This window comes from Nocardia sp. CA-084685 (genome assembly GCF_050955785.1).
Classification (GTDB): domain Bacteria; phylum Actinomycetota; class Actinomycetes; order Mycobacteriales; family Mycobacteriaceae; genus Nocardia.
In genome coordinates this window covers 2218164-2235330 of record NZ_CP192094.1, presented here as the reverse complement: position 1 = coordinate 2235330, position 17167 = coordinate 2218164, and the positions used below count along the sequence as shown (strand labels likewise).

At 64.3% G+C, this 17167-nt stretch carries 16 protein-coding genes; 9 read left to right on the top strand and 7 right to left on the bottom strand.

Annotated features, from left to right (window positions below):
* Positions 1–45: 45 nt before the first annotated feature.
* Genes ACQP2U_RS09960 through ACQP2U_RS09935 form a run of 6 tightly spaced genes read left to right on the top strand, consistent with a single transcriptional unit; the run spans position 46 to position 5062 of the window.
* The gene (locus ACQP2U_RS09960; protein WP_433714397.1) at positions 46–1779 is read left to right on the top strand and encodes an AMP-binding protein; all 1734 of its coding nucleotides are present in this window, start codon (positions 46–48) and stop codon (positions 1777–1779) included.
* Between the two features lie 24 nt (positions 1780–1803).
* A complete protein-coding gene (locus ACQP2U_RS09955) occupies positions 1804–2592 on the top strand; it encodes a ferritin-like domain-containing protein (RefSeq protein WP_433714396.1) in 789 nt (262 codons plus the stop codon).
* Positions 2593–2595: 3 nt separating this feature from the next.
* Positions 2596–3123 carry a PaaI family thioesterase gene (locus ACQP2U_RS09950; protein WP_433714395.1) on the top strand — a complete coding sequence of 176 codons (528 nt, stop codon included), beginning with the start codon at positions 2596–2598 and terminating at the stop codon, positions 3121–3123.
* Positions 3120–3380: an acyl carrier protein gene (locus ACQP2U_RS09945; RefSeq protein WP_397033068.1), complete on the top strand. Its 261-nt coding sequence runs from the start codon at positions 3120–3122 to the stop codon at positions 3378–3380. Before ACQP2U_RS09950 ends, ACQP2U_RS09945 begins: the two co-directional genes overlap by 4 nt.
* Complete coding sequence (locus ACQP2U_RS09940; protein ID WP_433714394.1) at positions 3377–4210, top strand: SAM-dependent methyltransferase; 834 nt, start codon at positions 3377–3379, stop codon at positions 4208–4210. Before ACQP2U_RS09945 ends, ACQP2U_RS09940 begins: the two co-directional genes overlap by 4 nt.
* 9 nt (positions 4211–4219) lie before the next feature.
* Positions 4220–5062: an acyl-ACP desaturase gene (locus tag ACQP2U_RS09935; protein ID WP_433714393.1), complete on the top strand. Its 843-nt coding sequence runs from the start codon at positions 4220–4222 to the stop codon at positions 5060–5062.
* A gap of 47 nt (positions 5063–5109) precedes the next feature.
* Here the strand turns inward: ACQP2U_RS09935 and ACQP2U_RS09930 are convergent, their stop codons facing one another.
* The 7 genes from ACQP2U_RS09930 to ACQP2U_RS09900 all read right to left on the bottom strand — a co-directional run bounded on the left by ACQP2U_RS09930 (position 5110) and on the right by ACQP2U_RS09900 (position 14920).
* Positions 5110–5625 (bottom strand): PaaI family thioesterase, encoded by a 516-nt coding sequence (locus tag ACQP2U_RS09930; RefSeq protein WP_433714392.1) that lies wholly within the window; start codon positions 5623–5625, stop codon positions 5110–5112.
* A gap of 46 nt (positions 5626–5671) precedes the next feature.
* Positions 5672–6538 (bottom strand): LLM class F420-dependent oxidoreductase, encoded by an 867-nt coding sequence (locus ACQP2U_RS09925; RefSeq protein WP_433714391.1) that lies wholly within the window; start codon positions 6536–6538, stop codon positions 5672–5674.
* Between the two features lie 48 nt (positions 6539–6586).
* Complete coding sequence (locus ACQP2U_RS09920; RefSeq protein WP_433714390.1) at positions 6587–7828, bottom strand: cytochrome P450; 1242 nt, start codon at positions 7826–7828, stop codon at positions 6587–6589.
* A 140-nt stretch (positions 7829–7968) separates the two neighbouring features.
* Positions 7969–9123, bottom strand: coding sequence for an aKG-HExxH-type peptide beta-hydroxylase (locus tag ACQP2U_RS09915; RefSeq protein WP_433714389.1), 1155 nt, complete (start codon positions 9121–9123; stop codon positions 7969–7971).
* Positions 9110–11503: an FxsB family cyclophane-forming radical SAM/SPASM peptide maturase gene (locus ACQP2U_RS09910; protein ID WP_433714388.1), complete on the bottom strand. Its 2394-nt coding sequence runs from the start codon at positions 11501–11503 to the stop codon at positions 9110–9112. The genes ACQP2U_RS09915 and ACQP2U_RS09910 overlap by 14 nt, the downstream gene beginning before the upstream one ends.
* Before the next feature lie 69 nt (positions 11504–11572).
* Positions 11573–11725, bottom strand: a complete 153-nt coding sequence (locus tag ACQP2U_RS09905) for a hypothetical protein (RefSeq protein WP_364339458.1) — start codon at positions 11723–11725, stop codon at positions 11573–11575.
* Positions 11726–11893: 168 nt separating this feature from the next.
* Positions 11894–14920, bottom strand: a complete 3027-nt coding sequence (locus ACQP2U_RS09900; RefSeq protein WP_433714387.1) for an alpha-mannosidase — start codon at positions 14918–14920, stop codon at positions 11894–11896.
* Between the two features lie 130 nt (positions 14921–15050).
* Here ACQP2U_RS09900 and ACQP2U_RS09895 point away from each other — a divergent pair, with 130 nt between their 5' ends.
* From ACQP2U_RS09895 to ACQP2U_RS09885, 3 genes are all read left to right on the top strand, one after another.
* Positions 15051–15476 carry an SRPBCC family protein gene (locus tag ACQP2U_RS09895; RefSeq protein WP_433714386.1) on the top strand — a complete coding sequence of 142 codons (426 nt, stop codon included), beginning with the start codon at positions 15051–15053 and terminating at the stop codon, positions 15474–15476.
* Between the two features lie 290 nt (positions 15477–15766).
* Complete coding sequence (locus tag ACQP2U_RS09890; protein ID WP_433714385.1) at positions 15767–16339, top strand: NADPH-dependent FMN reductase; 573 nt, start codon at positions 15767–15769, stop codon at positions 16337–16339.
* A gap of 6 nt (positions 16340–16345) precedes the next feature.
* Positions 16346–17041, top strand: a complete 696-nt coding sequence (locus tag ACQP2U_RS09885; RefSeq protein WP_433714384.1) for an NAD(P)-dependent oxidoreductase — start codon at positions 16346–16348, stop codon at positions 17039–17041.
* Positions 17042–17167 lie beyond the last annotated feature (126 nt).

Here is a 17167-nt window from a genome sequence, read left to right as displayed (position 1 = left end):
CGTTCCTATCGCGCTATAGCCGGAATACCTCATCGCGCAACACGATTGAATGATCGCGGATGTTTATCGCAGACCGCAATTCACAATGCGTTCAAGGCGCTGTCACAATTCGCTGTTGTCGTGGCAGACATGAATTCTGCGGAATCGGTCGAGACGCTGCCGGGTCGACTGGCCCGGATCGCGATCGAGCACCCCGAGGTGGCCGCCACGTTCTGGTCGGTTTCGGAAACACTGAGCTACGCCGAGCTCGACCGGCTCTCCCGTTGCGCTGCCGCGGCGCTGGTCCGCCGTGGCATACGACGGGGCGAGCCGGTGGGCATACTGTGCCCGAACGCGCCCGAATTCCTGATCGGTCTGTTCGGAGTCGCGGCGGCGGGCGGTGCCGCGACTCCCCTTCCCCTGCCCGTCGGTTCCGCGCAGCTGAGCCGATACCCGCACAAACTCGCGACCATCGCGGCGGCCGCCGGGATGCGCACCGTCTTGGTATCGCACCGATTCGCCGATTTGGCCGCTCTACTCGAAACCACGACGGACGTCGAATTGGTGGAAACCGCAACGCTATTCACCGAGGACAGTATCGCGCTGCCTGCGATCGATGCCGACGACCTTGCCATCGTGCAGTTCACCTCCGGCAGCACCGCCACCCCTAAAGGCGTTCGGCTGACCCACCACAACACCCTCAGCGGCCTGGCCTCGATCCGAACCGGCATCGCGCTCGACCTGACCGATCAGGGCGGTTTCTGGCTGCCGCTGTTCCACGATATGGGCCTGTTCGGCACGTTGTCCGCGATCCTGCGCGGAATTCCCGCGCACATCTGGTCGCCGCTGGCATTCGTCAAGGATCCGGCCCGCTGGCTGGCCGAATTCGCGACCAGCGGCAGCACGATCACCGCCATGCCGAATTTCGGCTACGAGGCACTTCTCAACGCCATCCCCGCGGACGAGGTCACCGACTACGACCTGCGGCATTGGCGCATCGCCTTCAATGGCTCCGAACCGATTTCCCGCGATGTGGTCGATTCGTTCTGCCAGCATTTCGCGCCCGCCGGTTTCGCGCGCTCGACCATGTTCGGGGTCTACGGCATGGCTGAGGCGACCCTCGCCGTCGCCTTCCCGCCGCTGGGCCGGGAACCGCTGTTCGAATGGGTGGACCGCGCGGCACTCGCGGATGACGCTCGGGCACAGCTCGTTTCGCCGGACACCCTGGGCGCGCGTGCCGTGGCAGGTGTCGGCTCCGCCGTGGCCGATCTGCGGCTGCGCGTCGTGGATCTCGGTACCGGCGAGACACTGCCGGATGGCGCTGTCGGCGAAATCCATATCCAGGGCCCCTCGGTCACCGACGGCTACCTGACAGCCGACCCGTCCAGCGTGGCCGGACTGCACACCGAAGGTTGGCTGCGCACAGGCGATCTCGGCTACCAGCGCGAGAGTGAACTCTTCGTCACGGGCCGGTGCAAGGACATGATCACCGTGCGCGGCGTCAACTACTACGCCCAGGATGTCGAGGCCGCCGTGCGTGACCTCGATGGCATCTACAAGGGCCGCTGCACCGCCGCGACCGATCCCAACGGCGCCGATGTCATCGCGCTCATAGCCGAATCCGACTGCACCGGCGCGGCAGCAGACGCGCTCGCCGATCAGATCCGCGGCCGCATCCGCACCGAGCTCGGACTGGCGGCCGTAGCGGTGCATCTCGTTGCGCCACGCAGCATTCCACGCACCAGCAGCGGCAAACTGCAGCGCCTTGCCGCCCTCGACCTCATCTCCCCACGGCAATGATCTTCGACCGAACTGGAGCCTCCTGTGCACAGCTATGAAGTCTTCCGTCACTACGAGCGCCTGCATTGGCGGCTGGCCGATCTGGACCTCGACGCCGTCGACCACGCACTGGTCCGCCCCGAATACGTGACGCTGGCCAAGAGCGCGACGATGGGCGAATCCAATGTCATCGCCGCGGTCCACGGCTTCATGAACGAATTCGTCGACGACTACGACTTCTCCACCTTCGCCGTGGTGTGGGGCTACCAGGAAGTGCAGCACCACTATGCCTTTCGCTCCTGGCTCGGTGCGGTCGGCGAGAGTGTGGACGAGAAGGCCGTCGATTCCATGCGCGAGCCGTACGCACCCGGAACCACCCCCTCGGCCACCCTGGCCACCAATATCATCTCCGAACTCACGGTGAACCACATCTACCGCGCCGTCGCGAGCTGGGTGCAGGAGCCGGTGCTGAAGGGCCTGCTGCTCAACGCGAGTCGCGATGAGGCCGGACACGCCCGCGAGTTCATCCACTACGCCACCAAGCGGCTGGAGCGGCGCCCCGAGGAGTTGCCCTCGGTGCTGGAAACCCTGTACGTCTACAGCTCCGAGGCCAAAATCAAGCATCCGGTGAGCACCTTCAAGGCCGGTATCAGCGAACTCGGCGACCACGAGACCATCGACACCGGATTCGATCTGTTCCTCGAACAGGTAGCCGCCGAGGGTGAACTGGATGTGCTGCACGACAAGGTGCGTCGCACCTTCGCCACTATGACGGGCCTCGACCTGTCCTCCAACGCGAAGGTCCGCCGCGCCCTCGCCGACGCGATCGCCTAGCTCATGGAGCGATCTAGCTCGGTTCAGGTGCCGTGGTCGGTGCTTCCGGATTATCACTGCTTCGGCTGTTCCCCGCACAACGCATCCGGGCTGCGGCTCGAGTTCGAACCGCATCCGGACGGCCTGCAGGCCCGGTTCCGGCTCGGACGCGGCTTCGAGTCCTACCCGGGCGTGGTGCACGGCGGACTCATCGGCGTTATCTGCGATGAGGTGATGGGCAATCTCGTCGTGCTGGCCCGCCACCATCCCGCATTCACGGTCTCCCAACGCACCCGATTCATCTCGCCGCTGCTGATCGACCACGAATACCACTGTGTGGCAACGCTATCCGAGTCGCACCACCCCATTCAGGCGGCTGCCGAGATCCTGGACGCCGACGGCACCGTCTGCGCCACCTCCAGCGCGGCCTATCAGCCGTTCGAACTCGACGCGGTCCGCCATCAACTCACCCTCCGCGACGACGAGGTCGCCCTGCTCTCGCACGCATTGACCACCGCGAATGCCCTCTCTTCGAATGGAGTTCAGCAATGACCAACACCGCCGACGACATCCTGCGCACCGTCACCGATATCGCCGCCACCGAGACCGGCATCGCCGAGGCCGAACTACGACCAGACGTCGACCTGCGCGGTATGGCGGGCGTCGATTCGGTGCGCGTGCTGCGCATGGTCGCCAAGATCGAACGCACCTACGACATCGAGCTGGAGGACCAGGACGTCTTCGGTCTCTCCACGCTCGCCGATGTCGTCAAGGTGGTCGATCGAGCCCTGCACGAGGCCGCGGCATGACCGTCACGGCCGATACCAACCAGCACTATGACCTGAATCCGGATATCTTCGGCCAGTTCCTCGACCCGCTGCGCAAATACAGCTCGGCGCTGTACAACTCGCCGACCGACACCCTCGAGCAGGCACAGCGGCAGAAGCTGCACTTCGTCGCCGATCGGCTCGGCCTGCGCGGCGAGGAGCGACTGCTCGATGTGGGATGCGGCTGGGGTTCGCTGATCCTGTTCATGGCCGAGGAATTCGGTTGCGACACAATGGGAGTCAGTCCGGCACCGCGCCAGCACGAGTACATCGCCGAACAGGCCATCGCGCGTGGTATCACCGAACGGGTGCGCACCGAGGTCGGACACTTCGAAGAGCTCGATCTGCCGGTGCGCAGCTTCGATGCGGTGACTCTGCTCGGCTCGATCGTGCATATGCCCGACCTCGGCGCGGTTTTCCGGCGCGCACGGTCGGTGCTGCGACGTGGTGGCGCACTCTATGTTTCGGAGAGCTGTTTTCGAAACGCCTCCGCTCGCACGGCGTTCGACACTCGCGTCGGCACCGAATTCGTCCGCGAGGACATTTTCGGCTGGGGTGATCTGCGCCCACTGTCGGAGTTGCTGACCGCCGCCGAGGACGCCGGATTCTCGATCATCGCGGTGGACGATCTCACCGAGCACTACCGCCGCACCATCGATGACTGGATCGTCAATGTCGACGCGGCCGCCGGACGCATCGATGCGCACGGCCCGGGGCTGGCCGCGAAGCTGCGGCACTATCTGGAGATCGCCAATGCCGGATGGGGTTATACGACCAAGCATTATGCGCTGACCTGTCGCAATGCCCGGTAGGAGAGGCAGATGAATATGGAGTCGGCACTGATTCCGGTCGATGAGGTGGCGGCCGCGGTCGACGGCTTCCTCGCCGCCTCCCCGGCCGCGCGGGCCTGGGATGTGGAGACCGCCTTCGACTGGTCGCTCGCCGATGCGGGTCGGCTCACCGATGGGCAGCGTTCGGCGGTGCAGTTCGTCACTCTCATCGAGGATCATCTGCCCGGCTATTTCGATGTATACCACCGGCATTTCCCGGTGGACGACACCGTGGATCGTGCCACCTTCATGCACAATCGCGAGCTCTACCACTTCACCGTGCGGTGGGCGCTGGAAGAGGATACCCACGCACGGGCTCTCACTCGATACCAGCAAGCATCTGGAATCGCCGAACGTGACTCGCTGCGTGCGGAATTGGCGATCGAAGGACAGCAGCCATTCGACCTGCCCTACGACCATCCGGTGCAGTTCTTCGCCTACGCGCTGGTACAGGAGAAGGCGACGCAGATGTACTACCAGCACCTGCGCGAGGTGGTCGACGAGCCCGTTCTAGCAGCGGTTCTGGGGCGGTTATCTCGTGATGAGGCAAGGCATTTCAGCTTCATGGCCGACGTAGTCGGGCGGTATCTGCGGGTGCAGGGCGATGCGACCGTGGAACCGATCCGCGATGTCATCGCCAACTTCCGGATGCCACTGGCCGACACCATGCGCGGCTACTGGCGGTGGGCGCTGAAGATCGCCGATGTCGCCTCCTACGACCACACCGAGGCCTATGAGCATCTGGTGAAGGTGATCGACCGGACGGTGGATGCCAGATCCGACCGGCTCGATGAGTTGGTTCGCTTCATCGGCGAGTGCAACACGCTGACCTGACGAATAGCCCTGCCTCCCCATGCTCGGAGGCAGGGCTATTTGTTTCACTACTCCGGATTCAGCACCAGAATCGTGGTCGAACCATGCGCGATCAACTTGCCGTTCGCATCCACGATCCGCCCCTCCGCCGTCGCGGTGCGGCGCCCGACGTGAATCGCAGTGGCCTCACAGGTGAGTCGCGATCCGTCCAATGTCACCGACCGAATGAAATTCACCTTCAACTCCAACGTCGTATAGGCCACGCCGTCATCGAGTTTCGTGAATACCGCACTGCCCATCGCGGTATCCATCAGTGTCGCGATCACTCCGCCGTGCACCGTGAACATGGCGTTGATGGTGGCCGGATTCGGATCCAGGTAATACCGCGTGTACCCGTCCCCCGCGGACTCCAGCCGAATCCCCAGCGACGCGCCGACCCCCAGATTCTCCTGCAGCCCCCGCTCGAATACGGTCGTCAATTCCTCGACGCGGTTGGCGACGGTGTGAGTATCGATGCTGGTCATGGCCTCTTCCTCCCTGGCGAACAATGCCAGCCCATTCGACCAGCGCCCGGTGAACTCCACCTGGCCACCACCCGCTGCATACCGAGCTTCGATCGGCTGATCGAAATCAGAGGTCGGCGACCGCGTCCACCAATTCGGAGATCCGCTCGAAGTCCTCGTCGATGAAAGGGCCGGGACGGCCGAGTACGACGTGCTGAATGCCGACCTCGGCGAAGCGAGCGAATGAATCCGCCTGCTCGGCGACCGATTTATCCGGATACCAGAAGGCGACCATGGTCTTTTCGATGTCCTCGTATGGACGACCTATGGCTTCGCAATGTCGGTGCAGGACTTGGAGTTTGGCTGCGACGGTGTCGACCGATTCGCCGAAGAGGTTGCAGGCATCGGCGTATTGGGCGACCAGGCGCAGTGTCTTTCGTTCGCCTTGGCCGCCGATCATGATGGGCGGGTGCGGGCGGGTCAGCGCGTTGGGGACGTTGAGCGGGCGTTCGAGGGTGTAATGCTTTCCGTGGAAAGGCTTTTCGGAGCCCGCCCACATCTGCTTCGCGATCCGCAGGGTTTCCTCCAAACGTTCGTATCGCTCGGAGGTCGGCGGAAAGAACAGACCCAGCCCCGTGGCTTCATCGCCATTCCAGGCCGCACCGATGCCGAGCCAGGCGCGGCCACCGGAGAGCACGTCGAGGGTAGTGACGCTCTTGATCAGCAGCCCCGGATCCCGGTAGCTGACAGCGGTAACCAAAGCACCGAACCGGACGCGCTCGGTCCGCGCCGCGATATATCCCAGCGCGGCGTAGGCCTCGAGCATGTCGTTTTCCGGCGGGCCGTTCGAACCGATCTGGAATAGGTGATCCATGACGAATACCGAGTCGAGCCCGGATTGATCGGCGGCGCGCACAATCCGGTCGACCCGCGCACCGATCGCGTCCGGTGAATCCGGCCAGGTGAAGTCGGCGAGGCAAATACTCAGTCGCATGCGTCGAGCGTGGCACGATCAGGGCGCGCCGGGCAGGCACGGCCGATCCTAGGACAGCAATGGAGGTGACGGCGGGAAGGTGATCGGGAGTGCGGTGAGCGCGCGGTGGAATGGTCCCGGCCGCCACGTCAGCTGATCGGGCGGCACCGCGAGTCGGATCTCGGGCAGTGCATCGAGTAGTTGGTCGATGGCGTCCTGCGCGATCAGGTAGGCCATCGAATTCGCCGGGCACACGTGTGGTCCGGCGCCCCAGGACAGATGGGAGCGATTGCCCGCGTACTGATTCGCGACGATCGCCGGGTCGGTATTGCAGGCGGCGATGCTGATGACGACCGGCTGATGGGCGGGTAGCCAGACATCGTCGATCAGGATCGGCTGGCGCGGAAAGCTGAAGCAGAAATTCGCCATCGGCGGATCGTTGAACAACACCTCGTCGAGCGCGTCGCGGGTGGACAACGTTCCGCCGAGCACACTCCCGCCGAACCGCTCGTCGGTGAGGATCAGCAGCAGGGTATTGATGATCAGATTCTGTTGCGGCTCAATACCCGCGCCGTACAGCGTGCCGAGCTGATGCACCATTTCGATATCGCTGAGTAGCGCCGGGTGCCGCAGCATCCGCGTGGTGATGTCGTCGCGGGGCTCGGCACGCTTGAGCTGGGTCAACTCCAGCATTGCCCCGGCCAGTAACTGATTGCCGTGCTCGGCATCGATGCCCTCGAAGATCGCGGCCATACCGGTGGCGGCCTGCTGTGCGATATCGGCCGGACAGCCGAGCATGGCGTTGAGTACCGCGAAGGCGAGCGGAAACGCGTACTGGCGCACCAGGTCCGCCGACCCGTCGGCGCAGAACGAATTGATCAGCGGAATAGCGAGTTTCGCCACCGTCTCGTGCAGTCGGTACTGATCGACCTTCTCCAGGCCCGCGACGTTGGCCTGCCGATACCTGGCATGCGCTTCACCGGCATTGCGTAAGGCATTCGGTCGCCACTGCATCATCGGCAGCACCGGGCAGTCGGCGGCCACACTCCGCTGCCAGGTGCGCGGATCGGCCGGAAAATGATCCGGGTCGTTGAGGATCCGCAGTGCGGAGTAGTAGCTGACCACCAGTGTGGCGGGCACCCCCGGCGCCAGATCCACCGGCACCAGCGCCCCATACCGCTCCCGCATCTCCCGATACGCCCGATGCGGATCCGTCGCGAACTCCGGCGTATACAACGCCACCCGCGGCCCATCGGTGTCGATCGGCGAAGTGAACGGTGCACGGCCGTGCGCCGAAGACGGCATCGTCATCGAGAAACTCCAGGCATTCGAACATACAAACTCCGTGAGCCTATGCACCCACCCCGCCCCACCGCACCTCGAACGCAAATAAATGGCCATGCGCTGGTGGTGGCATCATCCGAGAGACCACCTACACCACCGCATGGTGGTCATAGGTCCAGATCAGCCCTGGTTCGCATGGCGGCGACGATGGTGTGGCCCAAGGGGGTGAGGGATGCGGCGGCCTCCAACTGGGTAATCCCTTCGACGGTGAGCGTGTGGGCCTCGACGTAGCGACGCTCGGCGTCCTCCGCGGCGGCTCCGGTCGCGATGGTGCGCTGGACGCGCCGGAAGTCGGTGATGGCGAGGTGAGCGTAGGTGCTGTGCAGCAGGCCTTCGATCGGTCGTGGATGCGAAAAGCACGGTGGGTGGTAGCGCGGGTCGATATCGGCGCGGTCGTACAGTTCGAAGGCATCCATCATCGCGCCGAGCTTCACGTGCTGGAATTCGTGTACCAGCAGTTCGGCGAGTGATTGCGGATCCAGATGTCGGGCCGCGATACCTACCGCACCGAATGCCAGTCTGGCCGAGGCGCTTCGGTCGGTCGGGCCATCCGGTTGCAGCGGCAATATCGTGCACAGACCCACCCGCAAGCCGGGCATATAGGCAGGCAGATGCGCTTCGAGGAATTCGACAGCGCCCCCGAATGCCTGCTGCCAGCGCTCGGCCTCCGCATCGCTCAACCGCCCGGTCGGGTGAATTTCGCTGTCGAGATACGGCAGCGCCCGATAGGGATCCGTGTCCTCCAATGTCACGGTCAGCTCGCCGTAGGTCAGTGTGCGCACCGCCTCGGCCAACTCGAGCTCCCGACCGGTATCTATCCACACCCGCTCGGAGGCCCGCAACGCACCGAACATCGGCAATGGCGCCATACCGTCGCGCACCGGCACCGGAAGTCGCAGATCCGCACCGGCCAGCAGCGCGGCGCTGGCCGCAATCGACTCCAGGTGATAGACATCCGCGGCGACGAACTCCCCGCGACTGATATTTTCGAGCAGTGCCGTCGCCCACACCCGGGTGTAGGGGTGTGCGAGCACGGCCGCCACCGCATCCGGTGCCGATGCGTCCAAGCCCACCAACACATCCCACGCGGCAGCGAAGCGCGGATCGTCGTGCGGGCCGAACCCGCCTACCGCCGCCAACAATTCACGTTGCACCGACGCTTGGGCCTGCACCAGCCAACTGACCGTTGCTGTATCACCGAAACCCGATGCCAACTGCGCGAATTGATCCTCCGATAGACTATGCGCCTCAATCGCGGTCACGGCTGACCTTCATGCGCTCATCGAATGCGGCGCGGTGCGCTCGGGCGGCACGCACGGCAGTAGTTTCCGCGGCTGGATCGACCGATTCGGCGAGCCATGGCTGCACCGTCGCACTCATACCCGCGACGAACCGCTCCCCCAGCGGGGTCAGTGATCCGGATTCCTGAAGTTGGCGAATGGCTTCCGCGGTCATCATGCGCCACCGCACGAATTCCCGCTCCGACTCCTGGCGCTGCGTTCCCTCGGCCTGTGCACGATGCACCCGCCAGAAGTCGGTCACGCCGATATGCGCATAGGTGCCCTGCAACAGCCCCTCGATCGGACGCGGATCCGGCCGCCACGGTGCGTAATACCGCAGCGCCGTATCGGAGCGGTCGAACAATTCGAACATGTCGAGGATGGCGCCCATCTTCACGTGCTGGAATTCGTGGATCAACGGCAGTGCCGCGGATACCAGCGCCCGTCGCAACCCGATGCCCACAGCGCCGAAAGCCAGTCGCATGGAAGCACTTCGGTCGTATTTCTCGTCCGGCTCCATCGGCATGACCGCGCGTAAGCCGACGCGCAGGCCGGGCGCGTATATGGGCAGATGTGCGTCGATGAAGTCGATGCCCTCGGCGAAGGCGAGCTGCCACCGGTGCGCCTCGGCATCGCTGAGCCGATCGGCGGCGTAGCTGTGGCCGACGCGGTAAGGGTCGGTGTCCTCCAGCGGGACGGTCAGGTCGGTGGCCGTCAGCCTACGCAATGGGTGTAGCAGATCCAGTTCCTCGACCGAACTGGAGTCGATCCAAACCTCTTTGTCGGCACCAGCTTTCAGTGCGCCGAAGGTCGGTAGGGGTGCGACGCCGTCGCGCACCGGCACCGGCAGCCGCAAGTCCCTACCCGCGTGCAGCGCCGCACTCGCGGCAATCGCTTGCAGGTGATGGACATCCTCGGCCACCGTCTCGCCCTTGCTCACCCCCTCCAGCAGGGCGATGGCCCACACCCGGGTGTACGGATGGGCGAGCACCGCGGCCACCGCGTCGGGAGCCGAAGCGTCCAGCGAGACGAGCACATCCCAAGCGGCCGTGAATCTTTCGTCATCCTGTGGTCCGAATCGGCCCACCGCGGCCAACAATTCGCGTTGCAGCGAAGATTGCGCCTGCGCCAGCCAGCGCACCGTGGCCGCATCACCGAAACCGGCTGCCAGTTGGTCGAATTCGTCATCGGACAAGCTGTGCGCCGCGGCAACGGCGTCATGTGCGGAGGTTTGCGCGCCGCCTCTACCCGCTGCGGCTTCGGACTCGGCCACGTGATCGATCATCTCCTTCAGATCGGCGCAATAGACCGACGGGTTGTCGAAGTCCGTGCCCGGGCGGTATCGATGCGGATAGAAGCCACCACCGCAGACCTGAACCACGTCACAGGACCGACACGTGGCGCTGACGCCATCGATGCCGTCGCGACGCACGGTGATTCCAGGGAGTAGGGCGGCCTCGTCGAGGCTGTTGTCCCATACGTTCAGTCCGGTCGCCGCGGCGCCTTCGAAGGCGGTTTTGAGCGAATCGACCTGCTCTAGCGTGCCATCGGTTTCGATCACCAGCAGATCCACCGGATCCAGTCCGATGGCCTCGGCGGTACTCGGACGGCCGTACATGGCCGCCACCACCGATTCGAAGGTGCGCAGCGGCACCGGTCGCCCGTCGGCATTCCATGCGTCGAACATGGCGATGAGCCATTGCGCGTACTCGCCACCACCCCGCTTCGGATTGTCCGCGTCGCGTGGTATCCGCAAGCCCGGCGGCTGATGCTCCCAATTCGAATGCGGCAGGAGGAGATCCATGCGTGGCGGCTCCTGCTCCAGCAGCCCGCGATAAACGGCGATCGGATCGTTGGCGATATCCACCGTGCACAGCAGACCGGAATACAGCGGGCGGTACTGCGGCTTACGCAACAGCTCGAGGCTCGCGATCACCTGGTCATAACTACTGCGTCCGTTGCGATACAGCCGATGCCGGTCGTTGGCGGCGCGATCGCCGTCCAGCGAAACACCAACCCGCACATGGTATTCGGTGAACAGGTCGAGGTATGCCTCGCTGAGCAGGATCGCGTTGGTATGGATATGCAGATTCAGGCGGGCCACCGGAGCGATGGCCGCGTGCAACTCAGCCAGGAATTGCGTGGTCCGGTCCACACCGAGCAACAGCGGTTCGCCGCCGTGCAGCACGATGGCGACCTCGGGCAGCCCATGGGCCGCCGCATGTTCGGCGATACGGAACGCAATCCTGGCGGCCGTCTCCGGGGCGAGCCCCATCGGCCGGCCACGCCAGGATTGGTCGACGTGCTCATACATATAGCAGTGATCGCACGCCAAATCGCACCGGCTGTGCACCTTGATCACAAACTGACGAAAGGGAAGCGGTTTACGGTTCACGGGCCAGCCGGTATCGACGGTGAATTCCTGATCAGATCAGATCAGAGCGGAGCTGAACGAAATGCCGGTGGTCGAGGAGTTGGCCAGATTCGCCAGCAGGTCCGTCAGGCTCTGCCCCGAAAGCTGCCCGAGCGGAGTGCCCCGCAGATCGGACACAGCGGACACCACGGTGCGGTTGGTTGACTTCATCAGTAATTCTCCTAACGAGCGAAATCGTTTGTCGCTCACGGCAAATGATACGAAATAGCTGTTGCGGCCCTTCCCAGTTCTGAGAGTCCAGTCAGGCGCTGGTGGCGTCGCCCGAGATAGCAACGCCACCAGCGCATGCGGTCCGAGCGCGGCCGTACCGACCGATGTTCACCCGCCTTCAGCGGAACGGGCGAACCGAAGAGTGACGAGTTGGAAAGGCCGCAGCCGCAAGCGAACTCCCGCCCCGTCGGGCACAGCGGCGGCATCCGTTCGCAGCGGGCGTTCCAGTAGATCGCAGGTGTGGAACCCAGCGACACCGAAACCTGCGGTGACCAGCGCTGAGGCCCGGCCGCCGTGCGCCTCGTAGACGCGGAGCACGACATCGCCACTGCCGTCGTCGGCGAGTTTGACAGCGCTGGTCACCACCGCGTCATTGTCGATAATGAATAGTGGCTCAACAGGTTCGGCGACGCCGGGGCGCGAGGTCGCTAGATTGATGCGATAGCCAGCACGCACCGCATCCGCGATCGAAGCGCCGGGGAGCAGTGCGTGCCGGAAGTGGTGCGTACCGTGGTCGGTCTCCGGATCCGGAAATCGCGGTGCCCGCAGCAGTGAAAACCGGAACATTGTCGTCGTTGCGCCATCGGCTCGAACGGTGCGGGTGACGTCGTGGCCGTAGGTCGAGTCATTGACGAGCGCTACGCCCCAGCCGGGCTCGGCGAAGTGGACGAAGCGGTGATTGCAGGCCTCGAACTTGGCGAACTCCCAACTGGTGTTGGTATGGGTGGGCCGGAAAGTGTGCCCGAACTGGGTCTCGGACGCATAGCGGTCGGCGTGAATATCCAGCGGGAAGGCAAGTTTGAGGAATTTTTCGGTCTCGTGCCAGTCGACGGTGGTGTCGATATCCAGTTCGCGCGTGCCCGCCCGCAGTGTCAGGGTCTGCTCGACCTCGGAAGACCCGAATGAGCGGCCGATCCGCACCACGGCCGCACCCGTCGAATCCTTGTCTACTGCAACGAATTCAGCTTCGGTCAGGTCCGTGACTCGGTTCCGATAGAACAGATCGACATCCCAAGCATCCCAAGAATTCGGGAAATCCGGGTGCAGTTGCAATAGATTCGCGGCCGAACCCGATGGCAGCGTCTCGCGCTGATGTTCGAGCTCGAACACCGATACGACGAGCCCGCGCACATCCACTTCGACCCGCAGCAGACCGTTGTCGAGGACGAAGCCGCCACCCGCACGCTGGACCACCGAGCACGGGTCACCCGAATCCATCGCACCCGCCGCACCGGCCGGAACCGATCGCCACGTGTGCGGCGTCGGGTTGAACACATTCGCCCCCACCCGCTCACCGCCGAGCACCCATTGCGCCCGCTCGATGATCGTCGTCAATTCCTCGGCCACCGCCGCATACGTCTGCTCCGCCTCATGGTGCACCCATGCGATCGACGAGCCCGGCAGAATATCGTGAAACTGATTGAGCAGCACGGCTTTCCAGATCCGGTCCAATGCCGCATACGGATACTCGAAATTTTTCCGCACCACCGCGGTGGCGGCCCATAGCTCGGCCTCCCGCAGCAGATGCTCGCTGCGGCGGTTGCCCTGCTTGGTCTTCGCCTGACTTGTCAACGTGCCGCGGTGCAACTCGAGATACAGCTCCCCCACCCACACCGGCGGGTTCTCGTATTCGGCCTCGGCCTTGGCGAAGAAGCCGGATGGCGAGTCCCACAGCACTTTCGGCGAACCCTCGAGGTCGGCCATCCTGGCGGCCTTCGCGATCATCTCCCGTGTCGTACCGCCACCGCCGTCACCCCAGCCGGTCGGGGCGAGTGATCTCGATGCATGGCCCTTTTCCTTGAAATTTCTTGCAGCATGGGCGATCTCGCGCCCGTGCATCGAACAGTTGTAGGTATCGACCGGGGGAAAATGGGTGAAGATACGGGTGCCGTCGATCCCCTCCCACAGGAATGTATGGTGCGGAAACTGATTGATCTGACTCCACGCAATCTTTTGTGTCAGTAGCCATTTCGATCCAGCCGCCTTGATGATCTGCGGTAGCCCCGCGGCGAATCCGAAGGTGTCGGGCAGCCAGACCTCTTCGTTCTCGACATCGAATTCCGCCAGGAAGAACCGCTTACCGTGCACGAACTGCCGCGCCATCGCCTCCGAACCCGGCATATTCGTATCCGCCTCGACCCACATCCCGCCGGTCGGCACGAACCGTCCCTCCGATACCGCCTGCTCGACCCGCTCGTAGACCTCGGGACGGTGCCGTTTGATGAAGTCGTACTGCGCGGCTTGAGACATCGCATAGATGAAGTCGGGCTCATCAGCCAGCAATGCGGTCATATTCGCGGTCGTACGCGCGACCTTGCGTACCGTCTCGCGCAGCGGCCACAGCCACGCCGTGTCGATATGCGCGTGCCCGACCGCGGAAATCGTATGCGCGGACGGTGCCGCAGGCGTGGCCAGCACATCGACCAGGCATTCGCGCGCCGCGGCGGCGGTGGCGTTCACGTCCTGCAGATCGATGGCATCGAGTGCGCGCTCGATCGCCCGCACGATGTCATAGCGGCGAGCAGGCTCTTCGGGCATCTCGTGCATCAGCTCGCCGAGGACCTCCAAATCCTGTACCAGCTGCCAGACCTCGTTGTCGAAAATCGCGAGATCCATTCGGCCCAGCCGGTATTGCGGCTCGTTACCAGCGGTGGACTTGTCACCGAGCCCCATCGGCGGAAAGAAGGGGATGATCGGGTTCGAAGCCGCCTCGACGTGCAACAGCACCTGCTCACCACCGACCGCCGGGGACGCCACGCGCACCCACTGGTTCCGCGGATGCAACCCCTTCACCGGTGATCCGTCCGCGCGATAGACCAAGCCCTCGCACTGGAATCCCGTCATATTTCGGTCGAAACCGAGATCGATGATCGCCTCGACGGTTTTGCCCGCCCACTCGGCAGGAACCGTGCCTTCGACCGTCAACCAACTCGTCCCCCAGGGTGCGCCCCACCTCGCGCCGGATTCGACAGGCGCCCGTGGCGCCGCCAAGCCCTCCGCGACCGGCACCGGCTCATCCGGCGCGACCCAGATCGATGTCCGCAGCGGCACCGACTCCGGATAGATCGCCGGGACGATCCGCTCGTCGAGAATCCGCCCGAGGCGGCCTTCGATCAACCGACGGTCATCGTGCACGGCGCTGGCTCCCATCGGACCGGAGGAATGATCACCAACCGCCCTATTGTCCGCCAGCACAGTGAATTCTGGGCGATAACCACACGTCCCAGCAGCGCGGCTTCGCCCGAGATGAGCAAGACTCGAACCCATGGCCACCATCCGCACCGAAATCGTCATAGACGCTTCTCCACAACATATCTGGGATGTCGTCCGTGATGTCGGCGCCGTGCACACACGCCTGCTGCCTGGCCGAGTCGCCAACACCCGCATCCATGGCGTCGAACGCTTCCTCACCTTCCCCGACGGCCACGTCATCCAGGAACTGATCGTCTCCATCGACGACCGAATCCACCGACTGGCCTACTCCGTCGTAGCCGGGGCCAGACCCTCGCTGGACTATCACCACGCATCCTTCGAGGTTCACAGTGAGGGTGAGCGCGGCCGCCTGATCTGGACAACCGACGTCCTGCCCGACACCATCGCCCCCGATATCCGAATCCGCACCGAATACGGCATCAAGGAAATGAAACAGGCGATAGAAGCATCGGCACCGGACGGCATCGCTGGAACATGATCTCGTCGGCCGCCTGGACGAGGCAGCGGAATCTTCCGAGAACCATCGCTCGCGACGCCCTCTTCGTGGATCCGGCGATATTCGCGTCGGCATAAGCACTGCCACTCAGCGCACAGTGACACACGTCACATAGACGTGGGTGTTACGGGACCGCGGTCACGAGCGTCTTGTGCTCGTACGGCGCGCCGACTTCGCCGGACGCACCGCGGTCGCGCTCGAGGAATTGGCCACCCACAGCGCGTTCGCTTCCGCCCGCGCGGGCGTTTCCAGTTTCTGGTCAAAGGAGAATCATGAGAATCGGCATCATCATCGGCAGCACCCGCCCCGGCCGCAACGGCGACCGTGTGGCCCGATGGGTCCGGGACCGGACAGTCGAATACGCAGGCGACACCGCGGAATTCGATCTCGTAGACCTGCAGGACTACCAGCTGCCCCTGCTCGACGAGCCCGTCCCCGCGCTCCGGGCGCCGGGCCAACAGCCGCACACCCGGCGATGGGCCGAGTGCATCGGTTCCTATGACGCCTTCATCTTCGTGACGCCCGAGTACAACACCGCCCCGCCCGCTTCCCTGACCAACGCCATCAATTTCCTGCACAGGGAATGGGGTGGCAAGCCGGTCGCCTACGTCGGCTACGGCATCTACGGCGCGGTCATGGCGGTGCAGAAGCTGCGCGCGCAGGCGGGCGTGCTGCGGATGGCCGATATCGGGCCGCAGGTGGCGCTGACACTGAGCGAGGACTTCGTGAATTTCACTGACTTCCAACCACGTGAACCGCACACTGCGGCGGTACACGGGCTGGTCGACGAGCTGCTGGCGTGGGCGCGGGCGCTGGCCCCGCTGCGCCCGGCTCTGGTGTCGTGAGTCTTCATGCGCATCACAGTCTTCGGAGCGAACGGTCCCACCGGCCGCCTGCTCACCGGCCAGGCGCTCGCCGCCGGGCATGAGGTCGCCGCGGTCACTCGGCAGCCGGATTCGTTTCCGCTGCACGACGATCGGCTCGAGGTGGTCGGTGCCGACGTGCTCGATCCAGGTGCCGTCGACGCTGTCGTGGCGGGACGGGATGCGGTGCTCTCCACGCTCGGGGTTCCCGCCGGGAAGGAACCGATCACCACCTATTCGCGCGGTGTGGCCAATATCGTCGCCGCCATGGAACGGCATCGGGTGCGTCGGCTCGCCGTCGTCAGCTCGACCGGGGTCGACCCGCACCCGTACAGCGACGGCGGGTTCCTCTTCAACCGTGTACTACTGCCATACGTGACGCGGGTGCTCGGTAAGACCCTGTACGACGATATGCGGCGAATGGAATCCCTGATCCAATCCACCGATCTGGACTGGACGATCGTGCGCCCGAGCGGGCTCTACCATCTGCCGTCGGTCACCGACTACACCGTCGTCGAGGGCCACGCCGATGGCAGGTTCACCGCCCGCGAGGATTTGGCCGCGAGCATGTTGGCCCTGCTGGATGACGACCGCTATGTCCGCACCACGATCGCCGTCATCACTACGACCGACAACCCGACCTTGTTCGAGTGGATCCGTGGCGAAGCACTAGCGAAGAGTTGAGCCGACCAGGTTCGGCGTCGAAAGCCGCTGCTGCGACGCCGAACCAGCCCGCACATGGCACCGCGCGGAGGCCCACGTCATCGACACCACCAGTTTGCGGCCAGGTGAAGTCGCGACCCGCATCGC